Source organism: Trinickia sp. EG282A, from assembly GCF_040965455.1.
GTDB classification, from domain to species: Bacteria; Pseudomonadota; Gammaproteobacteria; order Burkholderiales; family Burkholderiaceae; genus Trinickia; species Trinickia symbiotica.
The window spans coordinates 377,048-391,991 of sequence record NZ_JBFRCC010000004.1 but is presented as its reverse complement, the minus strand read 5'-3'; the positions used below and the strand labels follow the sequence as shown (position 1 = coordinate 391,991).

Genomic DNA, 14,944 nt, shown 5'->3' with positions numbered 1-14,944 from the left:
ATGTAAGGTTGACGGCGACGAGACCGGTAGTTTAATGGGGTTTACCGCGAAGGCGGCGCGAGCGCACCGGTGCGCAATTCGCGGCTCACGGGCACGCGCAATGCGCAAGCCCAATAGCAGCGCTATTGCCCTGTCTGCAACGCTCGAAAGCCGCTTTGAAGCGCTTGCGGCCCGATCGCGATAGAATGCGCGTTTGGATTCAGTCTGCCGGCTTCACGCCCGCTTTTAATAATAGTTGGATCAGGGCGATCAACGAGCCGCAACAAGTCGGCTTATTCGATACCCCGATCCAGTCGGAGTTCGCCAGAACATGCGAGTCATCCTTGCTCAGCCGCGCGGTTTTTGTGCGGGAGTCGTCCGCGCGATCGAGATCGTCGATCGCGCGTTGCAGCGGCACGGCGCACCGGTCTATGTGCGCCATGAGATCGTGCACAACCGCCACGTCGTCGAGAATTTGCGCAGCAAGGGAGCGCGTTTCGTCGAAGAGCTCAACGAAGTGCCGCACGGGGCCGTGACCGTGTTCAGCGCGCATGGCGTCGCTCAAAGCGTCGAGCGCGACGCGCAAGAGCGCGGCCTCGACGTGCTCGATGCCACCTGCCCGCTCGTGACGAAAGTCCATGTGCAGGGGCGCCAGTACGTGGCCGCCGGCCGCACGCTGATCCTGATCGGTCATGCGGGGCACCCCGAAGTCGAAGGCACGATCGGCCAGATTCCAGGCGAAGTGCTGCTCGTGCAGAGCGAAGCGGAAGTCGCGCAACTCGATCTGCCCGACGATACGCCGCTCGCCTATGTCACGCAGACGACCCTCTCGGTCGACGACACGCGCGGCATCATCGATGCGCTCATGCGGCGCTTCTCCGACATCGTCGGTCCCGACACGCGCGACATCTGCTACGCGACGCAAAACCGCCAGGCGGCGGTGCGCGAGTTGAGCGAGCATGTCGATGTGCTGCTGGTCGTCGGTGCGACGAACAGCTCGAACTCGAACCGCCTGCGCGAGATCGGCGCCGAAAGCGGCGTGCCCAGCTATCTCGTCGCGGACGGTTCCGAAGTGAAGCGCGAATGGTTCGCCAATGCGCAGACCGTCGGCATCACGGCGGGCGCGTCGGCGCCTGAGGAAATGGTCGAAAACGTCATCGACGCGCTGCGCGCGCTCGGTCCCGTCGAAGTCGAGACGATGGCCGGCCGCGAGGAGAAAGTCGAATTCAAGCTGCCGTCGAAGCTCGCCGAGCCCGTCGCTGCACGATAAGTTCAAGGAGGACGCTTTGTCGATCCCACTGTTGCAGAAAGTCCGTGTCGGCGCCTATATCGCGCGCCAACACTTCTCGGGTAATAAACGCTATCCGCTCGCGCTGATGCTCGAGCCGCTCTTTCGCTGCAACCTTGCATGCAATGGCTGCGGCAAGATCGATTACCCGGACCCGATCCTGAATCAGCGCCTTTCCGTCGAAGAGTGCCTCGGCGCCGTCGATGAGTGCGGTGCACCCGTCGTCTCGATCGCGGGCGGCGAGCCGCTGCTGCACAAAGAGATGCCCGAGATCGTGCGCGGCATCATCAAGCGCAAGCGCTTCGTCTATCTCTGCACGAACGCGCTCCTGATGGAAAAGAAGATGGACGACTACGAGCCGAGCCCGTACTTCGTCTGGTCGGTCCATCTCGATGGCGACAAGGCGATGCACGACCACTCGGTGTCGCAGGACGGCGTCTATGACAAGGCTGTCGCCGCGATTCGCGAAGCGAAGCGCCGCGGCTTCCGCGTCAACATCAACTGCACGCTCTTCAACGATGCGCAACCGGAGCGCGTCGCGGCGTTCTTCGATACGCTGCACCCGATGGGCGTCGATGGCATCACCGTCTCGCCGGGCTACGCCTATGAGCGCGCGCCGGACCAGCAGCACTTCCTCAATCGCGACAAGACGAAGCAGCTCTTCCGCGAAATCTTCAAGCGCGGCGCGCGCGGCAAGAACTGGTCGTTCAGCCAATCCGCGCTGTTCCTCGACTTCCTGGCCGGCAACCAAACCTACCATTGCACGCCGTGGGGCAATCCCGCGCGTACCGTGTTCGGTTGGCAGCGCCCCTGCTATCTCGTCGGCGAAGGCTATGCGAAGACCTTCAAGGAACTGATGGAAGAGACCGACTGGGACGCTTACGGAACCGGCAATTACGAAAAGTGCGCCGATTGCATGGTGCATAGCGGCTTCGAAGCGACGGCCGTGATGGATACGGTCGCGCATCCGCTGAAGGCGCTCGGCGTCAGCATGCGCGGGCCGAAGATCGAAGGGGCATTCGCGAAGGACATCCCGCTCGACAAGCAACGTCCGGCCGAATATGTCTTCTCGCGCCACGTCGAAATCAAGCTCGAGGAAATCAAGCGCTCGGGCGGCGGGAACAAGACGCGGACGGCTGCCGCGCACTGAGCGGCTGATTTCGGCAGTCCATTCGTTCGAACGACCAAAGAAAGCGCGGCGAAGCGATTCGTCGCGCTTTCGCTTTGAAGAGCAGAGGCGCGGCAGTCCGTCGACATGAAGCTCAAGACGAAAATCTTTCTGCTTGCGGTCGTGCCGTTCCTCGTTGCCATCGCGGGAATCGGCATCGGCGTGCGCCTGCAGGCGACAGCGCTCGCAAAGGCGCAGCATGCGAGCGTCGAAGCAGCCTACATGTCGAGCAAGCAACTCGAGCTCAAGCACTATGTCGAGCTGGCGACCAGCGCCATCGCGCCGCTTTACGCGGCGAGCGCCGATCCCGCGAGCGACGATGCGGCGCTGCGTCGCCAGGCGCTGGCCGTGCTCGAGAAGATGGATTTCGGCCCCGACGGCTACTTCTTCGTCTACGACATGCACGGCAATTCGCTGATGCATCCGCGCGAACCCGATCTCGTCGGCCGCAATCTGTGGTCGTTGCGCGACCCCGAAGGAGCGCTCCCGATTCAGGAGCTCATCGCGGCCGCGGCGAGAGGCGGCGGCTACGTCCGCTACGTCTGGCATCGGCCGTCGACGAACCAGCTCGAAGCGAAGCTCGGCTATGTGGTGCCGCTGCCGCGCTGGGGCTGGATGATGGGCACGGGCATCTATCTGGACGGCGTCCATGAAGCGCTCGCGCACATCGACGAAAGCGCGTCCTCGAATATCGGCCGGACGCTGACGTGGATCGGCGCCATTGCCTTGGCCGGTTTCGTCGTCATTGCCGCTTGCGCGCTGATCGTCAACGTCACTGAGCATCGCAGCGCCGACGCGAAGTTGAAGCGGCTCGCGCAGCAGGTCGTCGAATCGCAGGAGGAGGAGCGCGCGCGGCTTTCGCGAGAGTTGCACGACGGCATCTGCCAGAAGATGGTGTCGGTCAAGCTGCTGCTCGAATCGGCGCTGGCGCGGCTCGAATCGGCCGGTGGGCGCGATGCGCGAGTGCCGAGCGCGGAAGCGGCGCTTTCGACGGGCCTAGCCCGCCTCTCGGACGCATTGCGCGAGGTACGCGGCATCTCGCATGCGCTGCGCCCGGCGATGCTGGACGATCTCGGCCTTGCCGCCGCGCTGGAGCAACTGGCGCACGAGCTGGGCGACGAGACAGGCCTCGAAGTCGTATTCACGCGCCACGCGCACGGACCCGCGCGCATGCTGCCCGATGCGCTCAACACTGCCCTTTTCAGAATCGCGCAAGAAGCGCTGACGAACATCGTGCACCACGCACATGCCGCGCATGCGACGCTCGAGCTTCGTCTATCCAAACATGCGGTAACGCTATCGATCACCGATGACGGTTGCGGTTTCAACATCGAGCGTGTGCAGGCCGACGCGCGCCGCGGCATCGGCCTGCGCAATATGCGCGAGCGGCTCGACGCGCTCGGTGGTACGCTCTTGCTCGCATCGCAGCCGGGCCGCACCGTGGTCACCGCGCACGTCCCGCTTGCGAGCAGCATCGAACCCAAGGCGCCTATCCAACCGGAGCAACAGGCTCGCAGCGCATGAGTACGCCCTTACCCGCCCCTCGGCCCGCCAAAATTATCCTCGTCGATGATCATCCGCTCGTGCGGGACGGCCTGCGCCTGCGCCTCGAAGGCGTGCCGGGGCTCGAAGTCGCCGGCGAAGCGGGCAATGCGGAGGAGGCGCTCGCGCTTGCCGAGAAGCTCGGCCCCGACCTCGCGCTGATGGACGTCGGCATGAACGGCATGAACGGCATTGCGCTCGCCGGCATCTTTCATGAGCGCTTTCCGGCGGTGCGAGTCCTGATGCTATCGATGCACGACAACATCGAGTATGTGACGCAAGCCGTGCGCGCAGGTGCGAGCGGCTATGTGCTCAAGGACTCGCCCGCCACCGAAATCGTTCACGCGATAGCGGCCGTTCTCGAGAACCGGACGTTCTTCAGTGCCGACATCGCGGCGCGAATGATTCAGGCGAGCGGACTGCAGACGCCTGCCGAGCGGCTGACGCCGCGCGAGCTCGAAATCCTCGATGCGCTCGCCGACGGCTTGTCGAGCAAGCAAATCGCCGAGCGTTACGGGCTATCCGTGCGGACCGTGGAGACGCACCGGCTCAATCTCAAGCGCAAGCTCGATATCGAAGGCCAGGCGGAACTGATCAAGTTTGCCGTGGAGCGACGGCATCGCTGAAGGGCCGGCGCCGGGTGAGTCCGGCACCATAGGCGGTCACAGGCGGTAGCCGACTCTGGCCCCTCATTCGGCGCGCGCGTTGTGCTTCTTGAGGTAATCGATGAGCGCAGGCACGCCGCCTTGCTGCAGTTGAGCCTTGAACTGCCCCTGATAGACCTGGATCAGCCAGGCGCCCGACATGTCGATGTCGTAGATCTTCCAATCGCTGCCGACCTTGCCGAGCCGATAGCCGACTGTCTGACTATCGCCGGGCGTGGTGACGGTCGACATGACGAGCGCGTCGTTGGCCGTCGCCGTTCCTTCCTTGAACGCGAACCTCGCGTCTTGCGAGCCGAGTTGCGCAAGCGAGGCGGCGTAGGTGCGCGTCATCAGCGTGCTGAACTGGTCGGTCAACTCCTTTTGCTGCTCGGGGGTCGCCTGATTGAAAGCGGCCTGGCCGACGGCAATGCGCACCGTGCGCTCGAAGTTCGTCGAGGGAATGAAGTCCTCGTGCACGATCTGCGTGATCTTCGTCAAATCGCCGGTGCGCGCGCCGGGGTCTTTCTTCATCGCGTCCACGGTGCCGACGACCGCGTGCTTGACGACGTCGACGGGCGTGGTCTGCGCATGGGCGGCAACGCCGATGAACGAGGCCAAGAGAAAAGCGAACAGTTGACGTTTCATGAATTACGCTTCGAGTGAAAAAAGTGCCGACCGGCAAGTCCGGCGTCCCGCGGCAGACCGTTTACACGGCCAGATCGCCAAGCAGCCGCTGGCAGTATACCGACCATTGGCCCCGTGGCATCTTGTTTGATACAGACGCTTTCAATCCGATACTGCCGCCGGCGCCGCGCCTTCCCGCCGTCCGCTCCCTGGAAGCGCACATGGGAGAGCACCCGCCCATGCGTCGCGCATGGTACGTGCCCACGAAGGACATCCGGGCGCATCCCCCAAAGCCGCATCCGTGGCCCGCGATTTGCCGTACATGCAATCCGGGTGTCGCTCGCGCAGCCGGTATACTTAGACTCTTTTTGCTTATCCCGTACCCGTTGCCAACCCTCTCATGCTGACGTCCCTAATCGTCCGACTCGTCGACTGGTCGGTGCGCCGCCCGATCTGGGTCGTCGCGCTCGCGTTGGCGCTGGCTGCGGCAAGCGGCGTCTACGTCGCGCGACACTTCCAGATCAATACGGATGTAAGCAAGCTGATCGAGAACGAGCCCCAGTGGGCAGCGCTCGGCGCGGCGCTCGACCGTGCCTTTCCGCAGCGCGACCAGACGATCCTCGCCGTTGTCGAGGCCCCGGCGCCGGAGCTCGCCGATGCAGCGGCCGATGCGCTCGCCGCCAGTCTTAAAACGCCCGTTTACGCGAGTGAGATCGGCGACGTCACACAGCCCGCCGGCGGCCCGCTCTTCGAGCACAACGGTTTACTCTTCCTGTCGACGCGCGAGGTGGCCGGCACGACGTCGCAACTGGCAAGCGCGAAGCCGCTCATCAACGCCCTCGCTCACGATCCGAGCTTGACGGGCCTTGCCACGACGCTATCGACGATGCTCGGGTTGCCGTTGCAATCAGGGCAAGTCGCACTGCCGAGCCTCGCGACGCTATTCTCGCGCAGCGCCGATACCGTCGACGCGGTGCTGGCGGGCAAGCCGGCGGCGTTCTCATGGCGCGCGCTCGTCGACGCCGACGCGGCCCGCCAGCCGGCACGTGCGTTCGTCACCGTGACGCCCGTGCTCCACTTTGGAGCATTGCAGGCTGGCGCGAAGGCATCGGCGGCGATCCGCGCCGCCGCCGTCTCGCTCGACTTGCAAAAACGATTCGGCGCGGTGGTCCGGCTGACCGGACAGCAGCCGCTCGCCGACGAGGAATTCGCCTCCGTCGAAGACGGAGCGGCCGTCAACGGCATCATCACGCTGCTGGTCGTGCTCGCGATCCTCTGGCTCGCGCTGCGCTCGATGCGCATCATCGGCGCGGTTTTCGTCACGCTTGCCGTGGGGCTGCCGATTACGACGGCGCTGGGGCTCCTGATGGTCGGCTCGCTGAACATGATTTCGGTCGCGTTCATGGTGCTCTTCATCGGGCTCGGCGCGGACTTCGCGATCCAGTACGGCGTCAAATATCGGGAAGAGCATTTTCGCGATGCTCGGCTCGATCATGCGCTCGTCGGCGCCGTGCACTCGATGGGTCTGCCCCTGACGCTCGCGGCCGCAGCCGTGGCAACGAGCTTCTTTTCGTTCCTGCCGACGGCCTACCGCGGCGTCTCCGAGCTCGGCCTCATTGCCGGCGTCGGCATGATCGTGGCTTACCTCAGCACGATGACTGTATTGCCGGCGTTGCTGAAACTGCTCGCGCCTCCCGGTGAGCCGGCGAGCCCGGGCTTTCCCCGGCTGGCACCCATCGACGATTTTCTTCAGGCCCACCGCAAACCGATATTGATCGGCACGCTTGCCGTCATCGTCTGCGGGCTGCCCCTGCTTGCGCATCTGCAGTTCGACTTCAACCCGTTGCATCTAAAGGACCCGACGACGGAATCGATGGCCACGTTGCTTTCGCTGAAGGATTCGCCGGAGGCGGGCGTCAACGATGTGGTCGTGCTCGCGCCGTCGCTTGCCGCCGCCGATGCCACGGCGCAGCGTCTCGGCCGGCTACCGGAGGTGGGGAGCGCCACGACGCTGTCGACGTTCGTTCCCGCCGATCAGCCCGAGAAGCTCACGTCGATCAAGCAGGCCGCCGATGCGCTGCTGCCCGCGCTGACACAGCCGACTGCCCCGCCGGCCACGGACGCTCAGCGCGTCGCCGCGCTCAAGCGCGCGTCGAACCTGCTCGAATACGCGGCCGAGGATCATCCGGGGCCGGGCGCGAGCGAGGCGCGACGCCTGTCGGCATCGATTTCGAAACTGGCCTCGGCGGCTCCCACGGCGCGCGACCGTGCCGAGGCGGCGTTCTCGACGCCGCTTCGACTCGCGCTTCGGCAACTGACGATGCTGCTGCAGCCGTCCACGATTACGCGCGAAGGGCTGCCGCCCGGATTGGTTCGCCAATGGGTCGCCCCAGGCGGCGCCGCGCTCGTGCAGATCGCGCCGCGCGTGCCGCCCGGCGTCGATCCCAATGACGACGCGATGTTGCGCCGCTTCGCCAACGCGGTGAAACACGCGGATCCGGCAGCGATCGGTGGGCCGATTTCGATCCTCTATTCGGCGCGCGTAATCATCAAGGCATTCCTGCAGGCCGCCGTGCTCGCCGTGATCTCGATCACGGTCTTGCTGTGGCTTGCGCTCGGCCGCTTCGGCGACGTGCTGCGAACGATGATTCCGCTGCTGGCCTCGGCCCTCGTCACGCTCGAGCTTTGCGTGATCTTCGGCATGCCGCTCAACTTCGCCAATATCATCGCGCTGCCTTTGATGCTTGGCGTCGGCGTAGCATTCAAGGTGTATTTCGTGATGGCATGGCGAGCCGGTCAGACTAGCCTGCTTTCGTCCAGTCTCACTCACGCAGTGCTGTTCAGTGCCGCAACGACGGCAACCGCGTTCGGCAGCCTTTGGCTCTCGCATCATCCGGGCACCGCCAGCATGGGACGGCTGCTCGCACTCGCGCTTTCATGCACGCTCGTCGGAGCGGTCGTTTTTCAGCCGATATTGATGGGCAAGCCGCGTAAAGCACAAGCGCCCCGCAAAGAACTAGAAGGAATCGATAGATAAGATGCGAACCTTTGCTGCCACTCTCGCTGCCGCGGCAATGCTCGCGGGCTGCGCAACAGGTGCGAACCGCACGCCAGGCGACCCGCTCGAGCCGATGAACCGCACGATCTTCAGGTTCAACGACGCCGTGGACCACGCCATTGCGATACCGGTTGCGAAGGGCTATCAGAAAGTGACGCCGCACCCGTTGCGCACGGCGATCAGCAACTTCTTCTCGAATCTCGGCGATCTCAGCAATATCGCCAACGAGTTGCTGCAGTTGAAGATCACCGATGCGACGTCGGACATGATCCGCTTCTCGATGAACACGGTGTTCGGCATCGGCGGCCTCATCGATTTCGCGACGCTTGCGAGACTGCCCAAACACCATCAGGACTTCGGGCTCACCCTCGGGCGCTGGGGCGTGCCTTCGGGGCCTTACCTCGTGCTGCCGGTTTTCGGACCGAGCACGTTCCGGGACGGCGTCGGGCTCGCCGTCGATGTCCGCTTCAATCCGCTGAACTATGCGGAGCCGTCCACGCGCACGCAGCTCTATGTCCTGCAATTCGTCAGCGCGCGCTCAGACCTGCTGGGGGCAACGAATATCCTCGAGCAAGCGGCGCTCGACAAATACTCGTTCGTCCGGGACGCCTACTTGCAGCAGCGGCGCTCGCGCTTGGGCGCCGAGACGGGCACGGCGCCCGCGCTGCCGAACTATGGCGACGAAGAAAGCTCAGGTGCGGCGCCGGCGGCGCCCGCGAGCGGGGTCGAGCCGGCGACGACCACGCCGACCAGCCCTCCGGTGCCGACGGCACCCCTGCCCGCTCCCGCGCCCGCTACGCCGGCCGCGCCGGCAAGTTCGGCCGCCGGCAAGTAGCCCTGCGCGGGCCTATGCCGGCCTACGCCGGCAATCCGAACGCGCGACCCAGTACGCGTCGCGCGCCGGTCAGCGTTGCGCGAGCGGCGCTCGCGTCGGCCGCAAGCCGAATCATCGCCGCGAGTTGCCAGGGCGCCTTCAGAAGCTCCTTGAGAATCGGCATCAGCGCAGTCGTGCCGTCGTCGCGCAGACCGGCCGTCGCCGCGCTCGGCAACGAGCGCCAGGCGGGATCGACGATGGCCCGGCAGGCCACGAACGGCAGGCCGCGCGCCTCGGCCATCGCAGCGGCGATATGTGATTCCATGTCGACCGCAAGCGCTCCTGCGCCGAGATGCAATGCAGCCTTTTGCTCGACGGTGACGAGCGGAGCCGTCACGGCAGCGAGCGTACCGAACCGGACACGCGGCGCAAGCGGCGACGCGGCGAGCGACGCGGCGATCCGCGCGCTCCACGACGAATCCGTGCGCGCGCGGCCAAACGGACCTTCAATTGCGTCGGCGACGATCAGCGTCCCGGGCTTCAGGTCGGCGTCGAGTCCGCCTGCCGTTCCGAAGCTGACGACGCCCGAAGCGCCGCGCGCGAGCGCCTCGGCAAGCGCATGCTCGAGCAAATCGGCGCGGGCGGCGAATACCGCCTCGACACCTTCGCCGCGCGCGATGCGGGCTTCGAAAGCCATGCCCGTGACCGCGACGACCGGTGCCGTCGCCCCCTGCCCCATCGTCACATGCCGACCGCAATGCGCGTCTCGCCGTCGCGCATCATGTTTCGATAGCGAGCGAGCGCCCATAGCGGGAAGAACTTTCGATAGCCGTGATAGCGCAAATAGAAGACGCGCGGAAAGCCCGTTGCCGTAAACCGCGTCTCATCCCATAGCCCATGCGCGCACTGCGTGCGCGTCAGATAGGCGATGCCGCGCTCGACGGCCGGATGATCGACGATGCCGCACGCCATCAGGCCGAGCAGAGCCCAGGCCGTTTGCGACGCGGTGCTCGGCGCGCGCTCGTATCCGCGGTAGTCGAGCTTGTAGCTCGTGCCGTCCTCGCCCCAGCCGCCATCGTCGTTCTGTATCGAGATCAGCCACTGCGCGGCGCGGCGGATTCTCGGATCGTCATGCGGCATCCCTACCGCATTCAACGCGCACAGGGCCGACCAGGTGCCATAGATGTAGTTCATCCCCCAACGCCCATACCAGCTACCGTCGGTCTCCTGCTCGTTGAGCAGATAGTCGTACGCGCGACGAGCCGGCTCGCTATTGCGGGGCAGTTCGCCGAGTTGCGCGAGCATCGAAAGGCAGCGGCCGGAGACGTCGGCCGTCGGGGGATCGAGCAACGCGCCGTGGTCAGAGAACGGAATGTTGTTGAGGTGGTAATGCGTGTTTTCGGGCTCGAATGCGCCCCACCCGCCATCGCTGCTTTGCATGCCGACGATCCATTCGCGCGCGCGGGCGATCGCCTCGCGATCGACGTTCGAGCCCGTGAGTCGAGCCGCACGGTCCATCGCCATCGCAACGACGGCCGTATCGTCGACGTCGGGGTAATGGGGATTCGCGTACTGAAACGCCCAACCGCCGGGGCGCACGTCGGGGCGACGCGAAATCCAGTCTCCGCGAACGTCGAGGATCTGCAGTGGGCGCAGCCAATGAAGCCCCCTGCCGGCAGCCTGCTCCGCGCGCGGCAAGCGCGTTTCGAGCAGCGCATGAGCCGCCAGCGACGTATCCCACACGGGCGAGAGGCACGGCTGGCAATAAGCTTCCTCGTCGCCCACTACGAGCAGCTTGTCGATCGATGCGCGCGCGATCGCGCGGTTCGGATGATCGGGCGCGTAACCGAGCGTGTCGTACATCATCACGGAGTTCGCCATCGCCGGAAAAATCGCGCCGAGCCCGTCTTCACCGTTCAGGCGCTCATCGACAAAGGCGACGGCGGCCTCGATCGCGCGCTCGCGCGTCGCCTTCGGAAAGAGGCCGTCGAGCGCGCGCAGCACGATATCCGCGACGCGAAAAAGCGTGAACCAACCGCGGCTTTGATGCGGCGCGCGCGGCAGCATTCTCGCCTCGGAAGGCTTGCCCAGGAACAACTCGTCGATGCGCACCCCGCGCGGATTCCTCGCCACGGGCCGCCGTGCATTAAGCACCAGCAGCGGCACGATGACCGTGCGCGCCCAATAGGACACCTTGGACAGATGGAACGGAAACCATGCCGGCAACAGCGTGATTTCGACGGGCATCATCGGCACGGCCCGCCACGGAATGATCCCGTAGAGCGCAAGCAGAATCCGCGTGAATACGTTGGCGGCTTCGGCGCCGCCGGCCTCGATGATCGCGCGGCGGGCGCGCACCATGTGCTCGGCATTCTCGGAATCGCCGATCATCTTCAACGCGAAGTACGCCTTGACGCTCGCGCTCACATCGAGCGCTCCATCCGCGAAAAGCGGCCAGCCGCCACCTGGCAACTGAATGCGGCGCAGGTAGCGGCCGATTTTCTGTTCCAGCTCGACATTGGGCGACTCACCGAGATAGTGAACGAGCAGCACGTATTCGGCTGGGATCGTCGAATCGGCCTCGAGCTCGTATACCCAGTGTCCATCGGGACGTTGCGCGGCGAGAATGGCGTCGGTCGCGCGAGCGATGGACGCGTCCAGCGCGGCGTCCATCGCATGGGATTCGCTCGTGTCGGAAGCCGCCGCAAGCGCGGCGGAGGGTGCGGAGAAATCGTTCATTTTTTTCTGGGCTCAGAAGAGCGCATAGCGCGCGACGATCCACAAAAGGCGCGCGCGCGGCTTGGGCGTAGGTGTGCGAGGCAAATCGAACCCGCGTTCGAGCGTACGCTCGAGCAGGCACCGATAAACGCCCGACATGATGCGGGGCGCGCGCACTGCCTTTCTGGGCGAGGCGTCCATGATCGCGTCGGCTTCACGGAAATGCTTCATCGCCCGCTCAGCAAGCGTCGCGCAAACGCGCGGCAACGATGGGTCGTCCGCGATCGTCACCGGGTTCGTCGCGGCAATGCCTTCGCGGGCAAGCAATTCGCGCGGCAGATACGAACGGTTGATCGCCGCGTCTTCGTCGATATCGCGCAGAATATTCGTCAACTGCAGGGCCCGGCCGAGGTGATGGGCGAGCCGCCTGCCCGGCTCTTCCTCCATCCCGAAGATTCTCACCGATAGGCGGCCCGCCGAACTCGCGACGCGGTCGCAATACAAATCGAGCGTCGCTTCGTCCGGCGCGCAGATATCCTCGGCCACGTCCATTGCCATTCCATCGATCATGGCGTGAAAATCTTCGCGCTTCAGATCGAACGTGCGGATATGACGAGCAAGGGCCGCAAGCGCCGGCCGTGGCGTGCCGCCATAGCAAGCGTCGATGTCCTCACGCCAGCGGTCGAGCGCCGCGCCGCGCTCGGCGCGTGGCGCATCGCTGTCGGCAATGTCGTCCACGGCTCGGCAAAACGCGTAGATTCGAAACATCGCGTCGCGTTGAGCCGCAGGCAATATGCGCATTGCCAGATAGAACGAGCTGCCGGAAGTCACGGCTGCAGCGTCGATATCGGGTTCGTCTGCGACGGGATTTGAAACGGACAAAGCGAACTCCGCTGTGGCGCCCATAGCGGGCGAATGAAAATCGATACTCTCCAGGCGGCGTGCCGCAAGCGCGCCGCATCGACTCGCCGCGCCCGTCTTCCCGGGCGCGGTCCGCCGGCGGCGCCGGAAACCGGCAAAAGTATAGCAATCTTTTAATCGGTGCCACAGCAAGGGCCGCGCCAGCCGTCAAGCGTCAGGCGCAAGCGCGACCCTCGGCGATGCGAGAGGCGGAAAACGCGAGGCGCGTCAGGTCAGCGCGACGCAGCGATTGCGTCCTTGGCGCTTGGCGCTGTAGAGGGCGGCGTCCGCCTCATTGATCAGCACCTCGTAGGTCGGCAGGCCGATCCGTGCGGCCGCGCAGCCAACGCTCGCCGTCACGGGTACGCGTACACCCTCCGCTTCGACAGGCGTATCGCCGATCGTCGTGCGGATCTTCTCGGCAACGACCATGGCATCGGCAAGCGGCGTGCAAGGCAGCAGCAACGCGAATTCCTCGCCGCCGAAGCGGCCGAAGATGTCTTGCACGCGAACCGCCTCGGCCACGCGCTGCGCCATGACGCGCAGGACGGTATCGCCGACCGCATGGCCGAAACGATCGTTGATGTTCTTGAAGTGATCGAGATCGAAGAGGAGCACCGACAATTCGCCGCCGTAACGTTCCCAGCGCGAAAACTCGTCGCGCAGGCGCCCTTCGAAATACCGACGGTTGGCGATGCCTGTGAGGCCGTCGCGGTTCGCGTATTCGCGCAGCTTCACGACGGCTTCCTCGCGCTCGCGCTGCACGACGCTCACGTGCGTCACATCGGAGATCGTCACGCACACGGCAATGACGTCTCGCTCGCGCGTGAGCGGCATGAACGTGCAATCCTGCTGCATGAAGTCGACGCCGCCCGTGATGGGCCTGTCGTGATCGAACTTGAACAGGTAAGGCCGCTGCTCCCACGAGCTGAACGCGAAGCTGCCGAGCTGAAAGACACTTTCGACCTTGCGCGTGAGCCAGACGCGCGGCAACTCGGGAAAGCTTTCGAAGATCGACTTGCCAACGACCTGCTGCGCGGTAAGTCCGCTGTGGTCCTGCATGAAGCGATTCCACATCAAGACCTTCATCGAGCGGTCGAGCACGAAAATGCCGAAGCCGACTCGTTCGAGCACCAAATCACTAAGAGACTGCTCCATCGACTGATTCATAAACTCGACAACAGCGCGTTGAGCGCGTCATGCACGCGGCGGATCGAATCCTCGGCCATCAGCATCACCAGATGCGCGCGGAACGTCTGATCCTCCAGCGCGAAGTTGACTTCGAGCAAGAGCGCCAATTTCCACGCCAGCACATCCGCCTGGAAAACGTCTTCGAGTGCGATCTTCTCGCCGAGCAGTCCCGGCGCGGAAAAGATGGGCGTACGGTCGAGCTGGTTCATGATGCACGACACGCAGGCGCCGGTGAGGACGTTCGCGACGTCGAACATCAGCTCGGTCTGGCTCACGGATTCGTAAGCCGAATGAATGTACGGATCATTGACGAGCGAGCAGAGATTGCCGACGCCGCTGCTGCGGCAGATGACGAGCGCTTCGCCCTTGATGTCCGACCGAAAACCTTGTCGCACCGCCGTGACGGTTTCGTCGATGCCCGTCATCTCGCGCAGTGCCTGAGCGGCTTCTTCGACACGCACGACGCGCACCCGCGGCACCGACAGCTCGATGAAAGTATCGAGCAGACGGGCGAGCCGTGTCGCGGCCTGCCCCATCGCCAGGTTGGCGATCTCCTGCAAGGCGTCGCGCTGGTCTTCGTTCAGGACGTGATCACGCATACAACCCGTACTCCTTGAGGATGGGCAGCAATGCCTCGGTAGTCACGGGCTTGGGGACGAAGGCGGCGGCGCCAAGGGCGCGCACACGCTCTTGCGCGAGGGGTTGGATGTCGGCCGATACGACGATCACGAAGGTATTGAGATCCTCATGTTGCAGCGCCTCGAGAACCTGATAGCCGTTCATGTCGGGCATCGTCAAATCGAGGAACATCACCGAGGCCTTACCGGCGCGATACAGCGCGAGCGCCTCTCGTCCGTTCGACGCATATGCGACGTCGACGTCCCAGTCCTGCGGCAAGGCTTTCGTCAAAACCTTGCGGGCAAGCAGGGAGTCATCGGCGATCACAATCGGCAAAGGCATGGCAAGCGTGACGAAGAACGAAACAATCTATGCCGAGTTAACGGCGGCCCGAAACCCT

Annotated in this window: 13 protein-coding genes; 6 read left to right on the top strand and 7 right to left on the bottom strand. The window is 64.6% G+C overall.

Features of this window, described 5'->3' with window-relative positions:
• Positions 1–310 precede the first annotated feature (310 nt).
• The 4 genes from ispH (at position 311) to AB4Y31_RS20965 (ending at position 4,603) form a co-directional block, all read left to right on the top strand.
• The gene (gene ispH, locus AB4Y31_RS20980) at positions 311–1,249 is read left to right on the top strand and encodes a 4-hydroxy-3-methylbut-2-enyl diphosphate reductase (protein WP_368675605.1); all 939 of its coding nucleotides are present in this window, start codon (positions 311–313) and stop codon (positions 1,247–1,249) included.
• A gap of 16 nt (positions 1,250–1,265) precedes the next feature.
• Positions 1,266–2,417: an adenosyl-hopene transferase HpnH gene (hpnH, locus tag AB4Y31_RS20975; protein WP_368675604.1), complete on the top strand. Its 1,152-nt coding sequence runs from the start codon at positions 1,266–1,268 to the stop codon at positions 2,415–2,417.
• A gap of 105 nt (positions 2,418–2,522) precedes the next feature.
• On the top strand, positions 2,523–3,959 hold the full coding sequence (locus tag AB4Y31_RS20970) for a cache domain-containing protein (protein ID WP_368675603.1): 1,437 nt from the start codon (positions 2,523–2,525) through the stop codon (positions 3,957–3,959).
• Positions 3,956–4,603 carry a response regulator gene (locus tag AB4Y31_RS20965; RefSeq protein ID WP_368675602.1) on the top strand — a complete coding sequence of 216 codons (648 nt, stop codon included), beginning with the start codon at positions 3,956–3,958 and terminating at the stop codon, positions 4,601–4,603. Before AB4Y31_RS20970 ends, AB4Y31_RS20965 begins: the two co-directional genes overlap by 4 nt.
• 63 nt (positions 4,604–4,666) lie before the next feature.
• Here AB4Y31_RS20965 and AB4Y31_RS20960 read toward each other — a convergent pair whose 3' ends face one another.
• Positions 4,667–5,266 carry a phospholipid-binding protein MlaC gene (locus tag AB4Y31_RS20960; RefSeq protein WP_368675601.1) on the bottom strand — a complete coding sequence of 200 codons (600 nt, stop codon included), beginning with the start codon at positions 5,264–5,266 and terminating at the stop codon, positions 4,667–4,669.
• 379 nt (positions 5,267–5,645) lie between these two features.
• On the opposite strand from AB4Y31_RS20960, the gene AB4Y31_RS20955 reads away from it, so the two are divergent.
• Together AB4Y31_RS20955 and AB4Y31_RS20950 are read left to right on the top strand one after the other, a co-directional pair.
• Positions 5,646–8,282, top strand: coding sequence for an MMPL family transporter (locus AB4Y31_RS20955; RefSeq protein ID WP_368675600.1), 2,637 nt, complete (start codon positions 5,646–5,648; stop codon positions 8,280–8,282).
• A gap of 1 nt (position 8,283) precedes the next feature.
• The gene (locus tag AB4Y31_RS20950) at positions 8,284–9,138 is read left to right on the top strand and encodes a VacJ family lipoprotein (protein ID WP_368675599.1); all 855 of its coding nucleotides are present in this window, start codon (positions 8,284–8,286) and stop codon (positions 9,136–9,138) included.
• A 22-nt stretch (positions 9,139–9,160) separates the two neighbouring features.
• Here the strand turns inward: AB4Y31_RS20950 and AB4Y31_RS20945 are convergent, their stop codons facing one another.
• The 6 genes from AB4Y31_RS20945 to AB4Y31_RS20920 form a co-directional block, all read right to left on the bottom strand.
• Entirely contained in the window at positions 9,161–9,856 is a 696-nt protein-coding gene (locus AB4Y31_RS20945; protein WP_368675934.1) for a phosphorylase, read from the bottom strand.
• Positions 9,857–9,858: 2 nt separating this feature from the next.
• Entirely contained in the window at positions 9,859–11,856 is a 1,998-nt protein-coding gene (shc, locus tag AB4Y31_RS20940; RefSeq protein ID WP_368675598.1) for a squalene--hopene cyclase, read from the bottom strand.
• 12 nt (positions 11,857–11,868) lie between these two features.
• Positions 11,869–12,717 (bottom strand): presqualene diphosphate synthase HpnD, encoded by an 849-nt coding sequence (gene hpnD / locus AB4Y31_RS20935; RefSeq protein ID WP_368675597.1) that lies wholly within the window; start codon positions 12,715–12,717, stop codon positions 11,869–11,871.
• A gap of 246 nt (positions 12,718–12,963) precedes the next feature.
• On the bottom strand, positions 12,964–13,905 hold the full coding sequence (locus AB4Y31_RS20930) for a diguanylate cyclase (RefSeq protein WP_368675596.1): 942 nt from the start codon (positions 13,903–13,905) through the stop codon (positions 12,964–12,966).
• Complete coding sequence (locus AB4Y31_RS20925) at positions 13,902–14,525, bottom strand: chemotaxis protein CheC (protein ID WP_368675595.1); 624 nt, start codon at positions 14,523–14,525, stop codon at positions 13,902–13,904. Before AB4Y31_RS20925 ends, AB4Y31_RS20930 begins: the two co-directional genes overlap by 4 nt.
• On the bottom strand, positions 14,518–14,886 hold the full coding sequence (locus AB4Y31_RS20920; RefSeq protein ID WP_018444392.1) for a response regulator: 369 nt from the start codon (positions 14,884–14,886) through the stop codon (positions 14,518–14,520). Before AB4Y31_RS20920 ends, AB4Y31_RS20925 begins: the two co-directional genes overlap by 8 nt.
• Positions 14,887–14,944 lie beyond the last annotated feature (58 nt).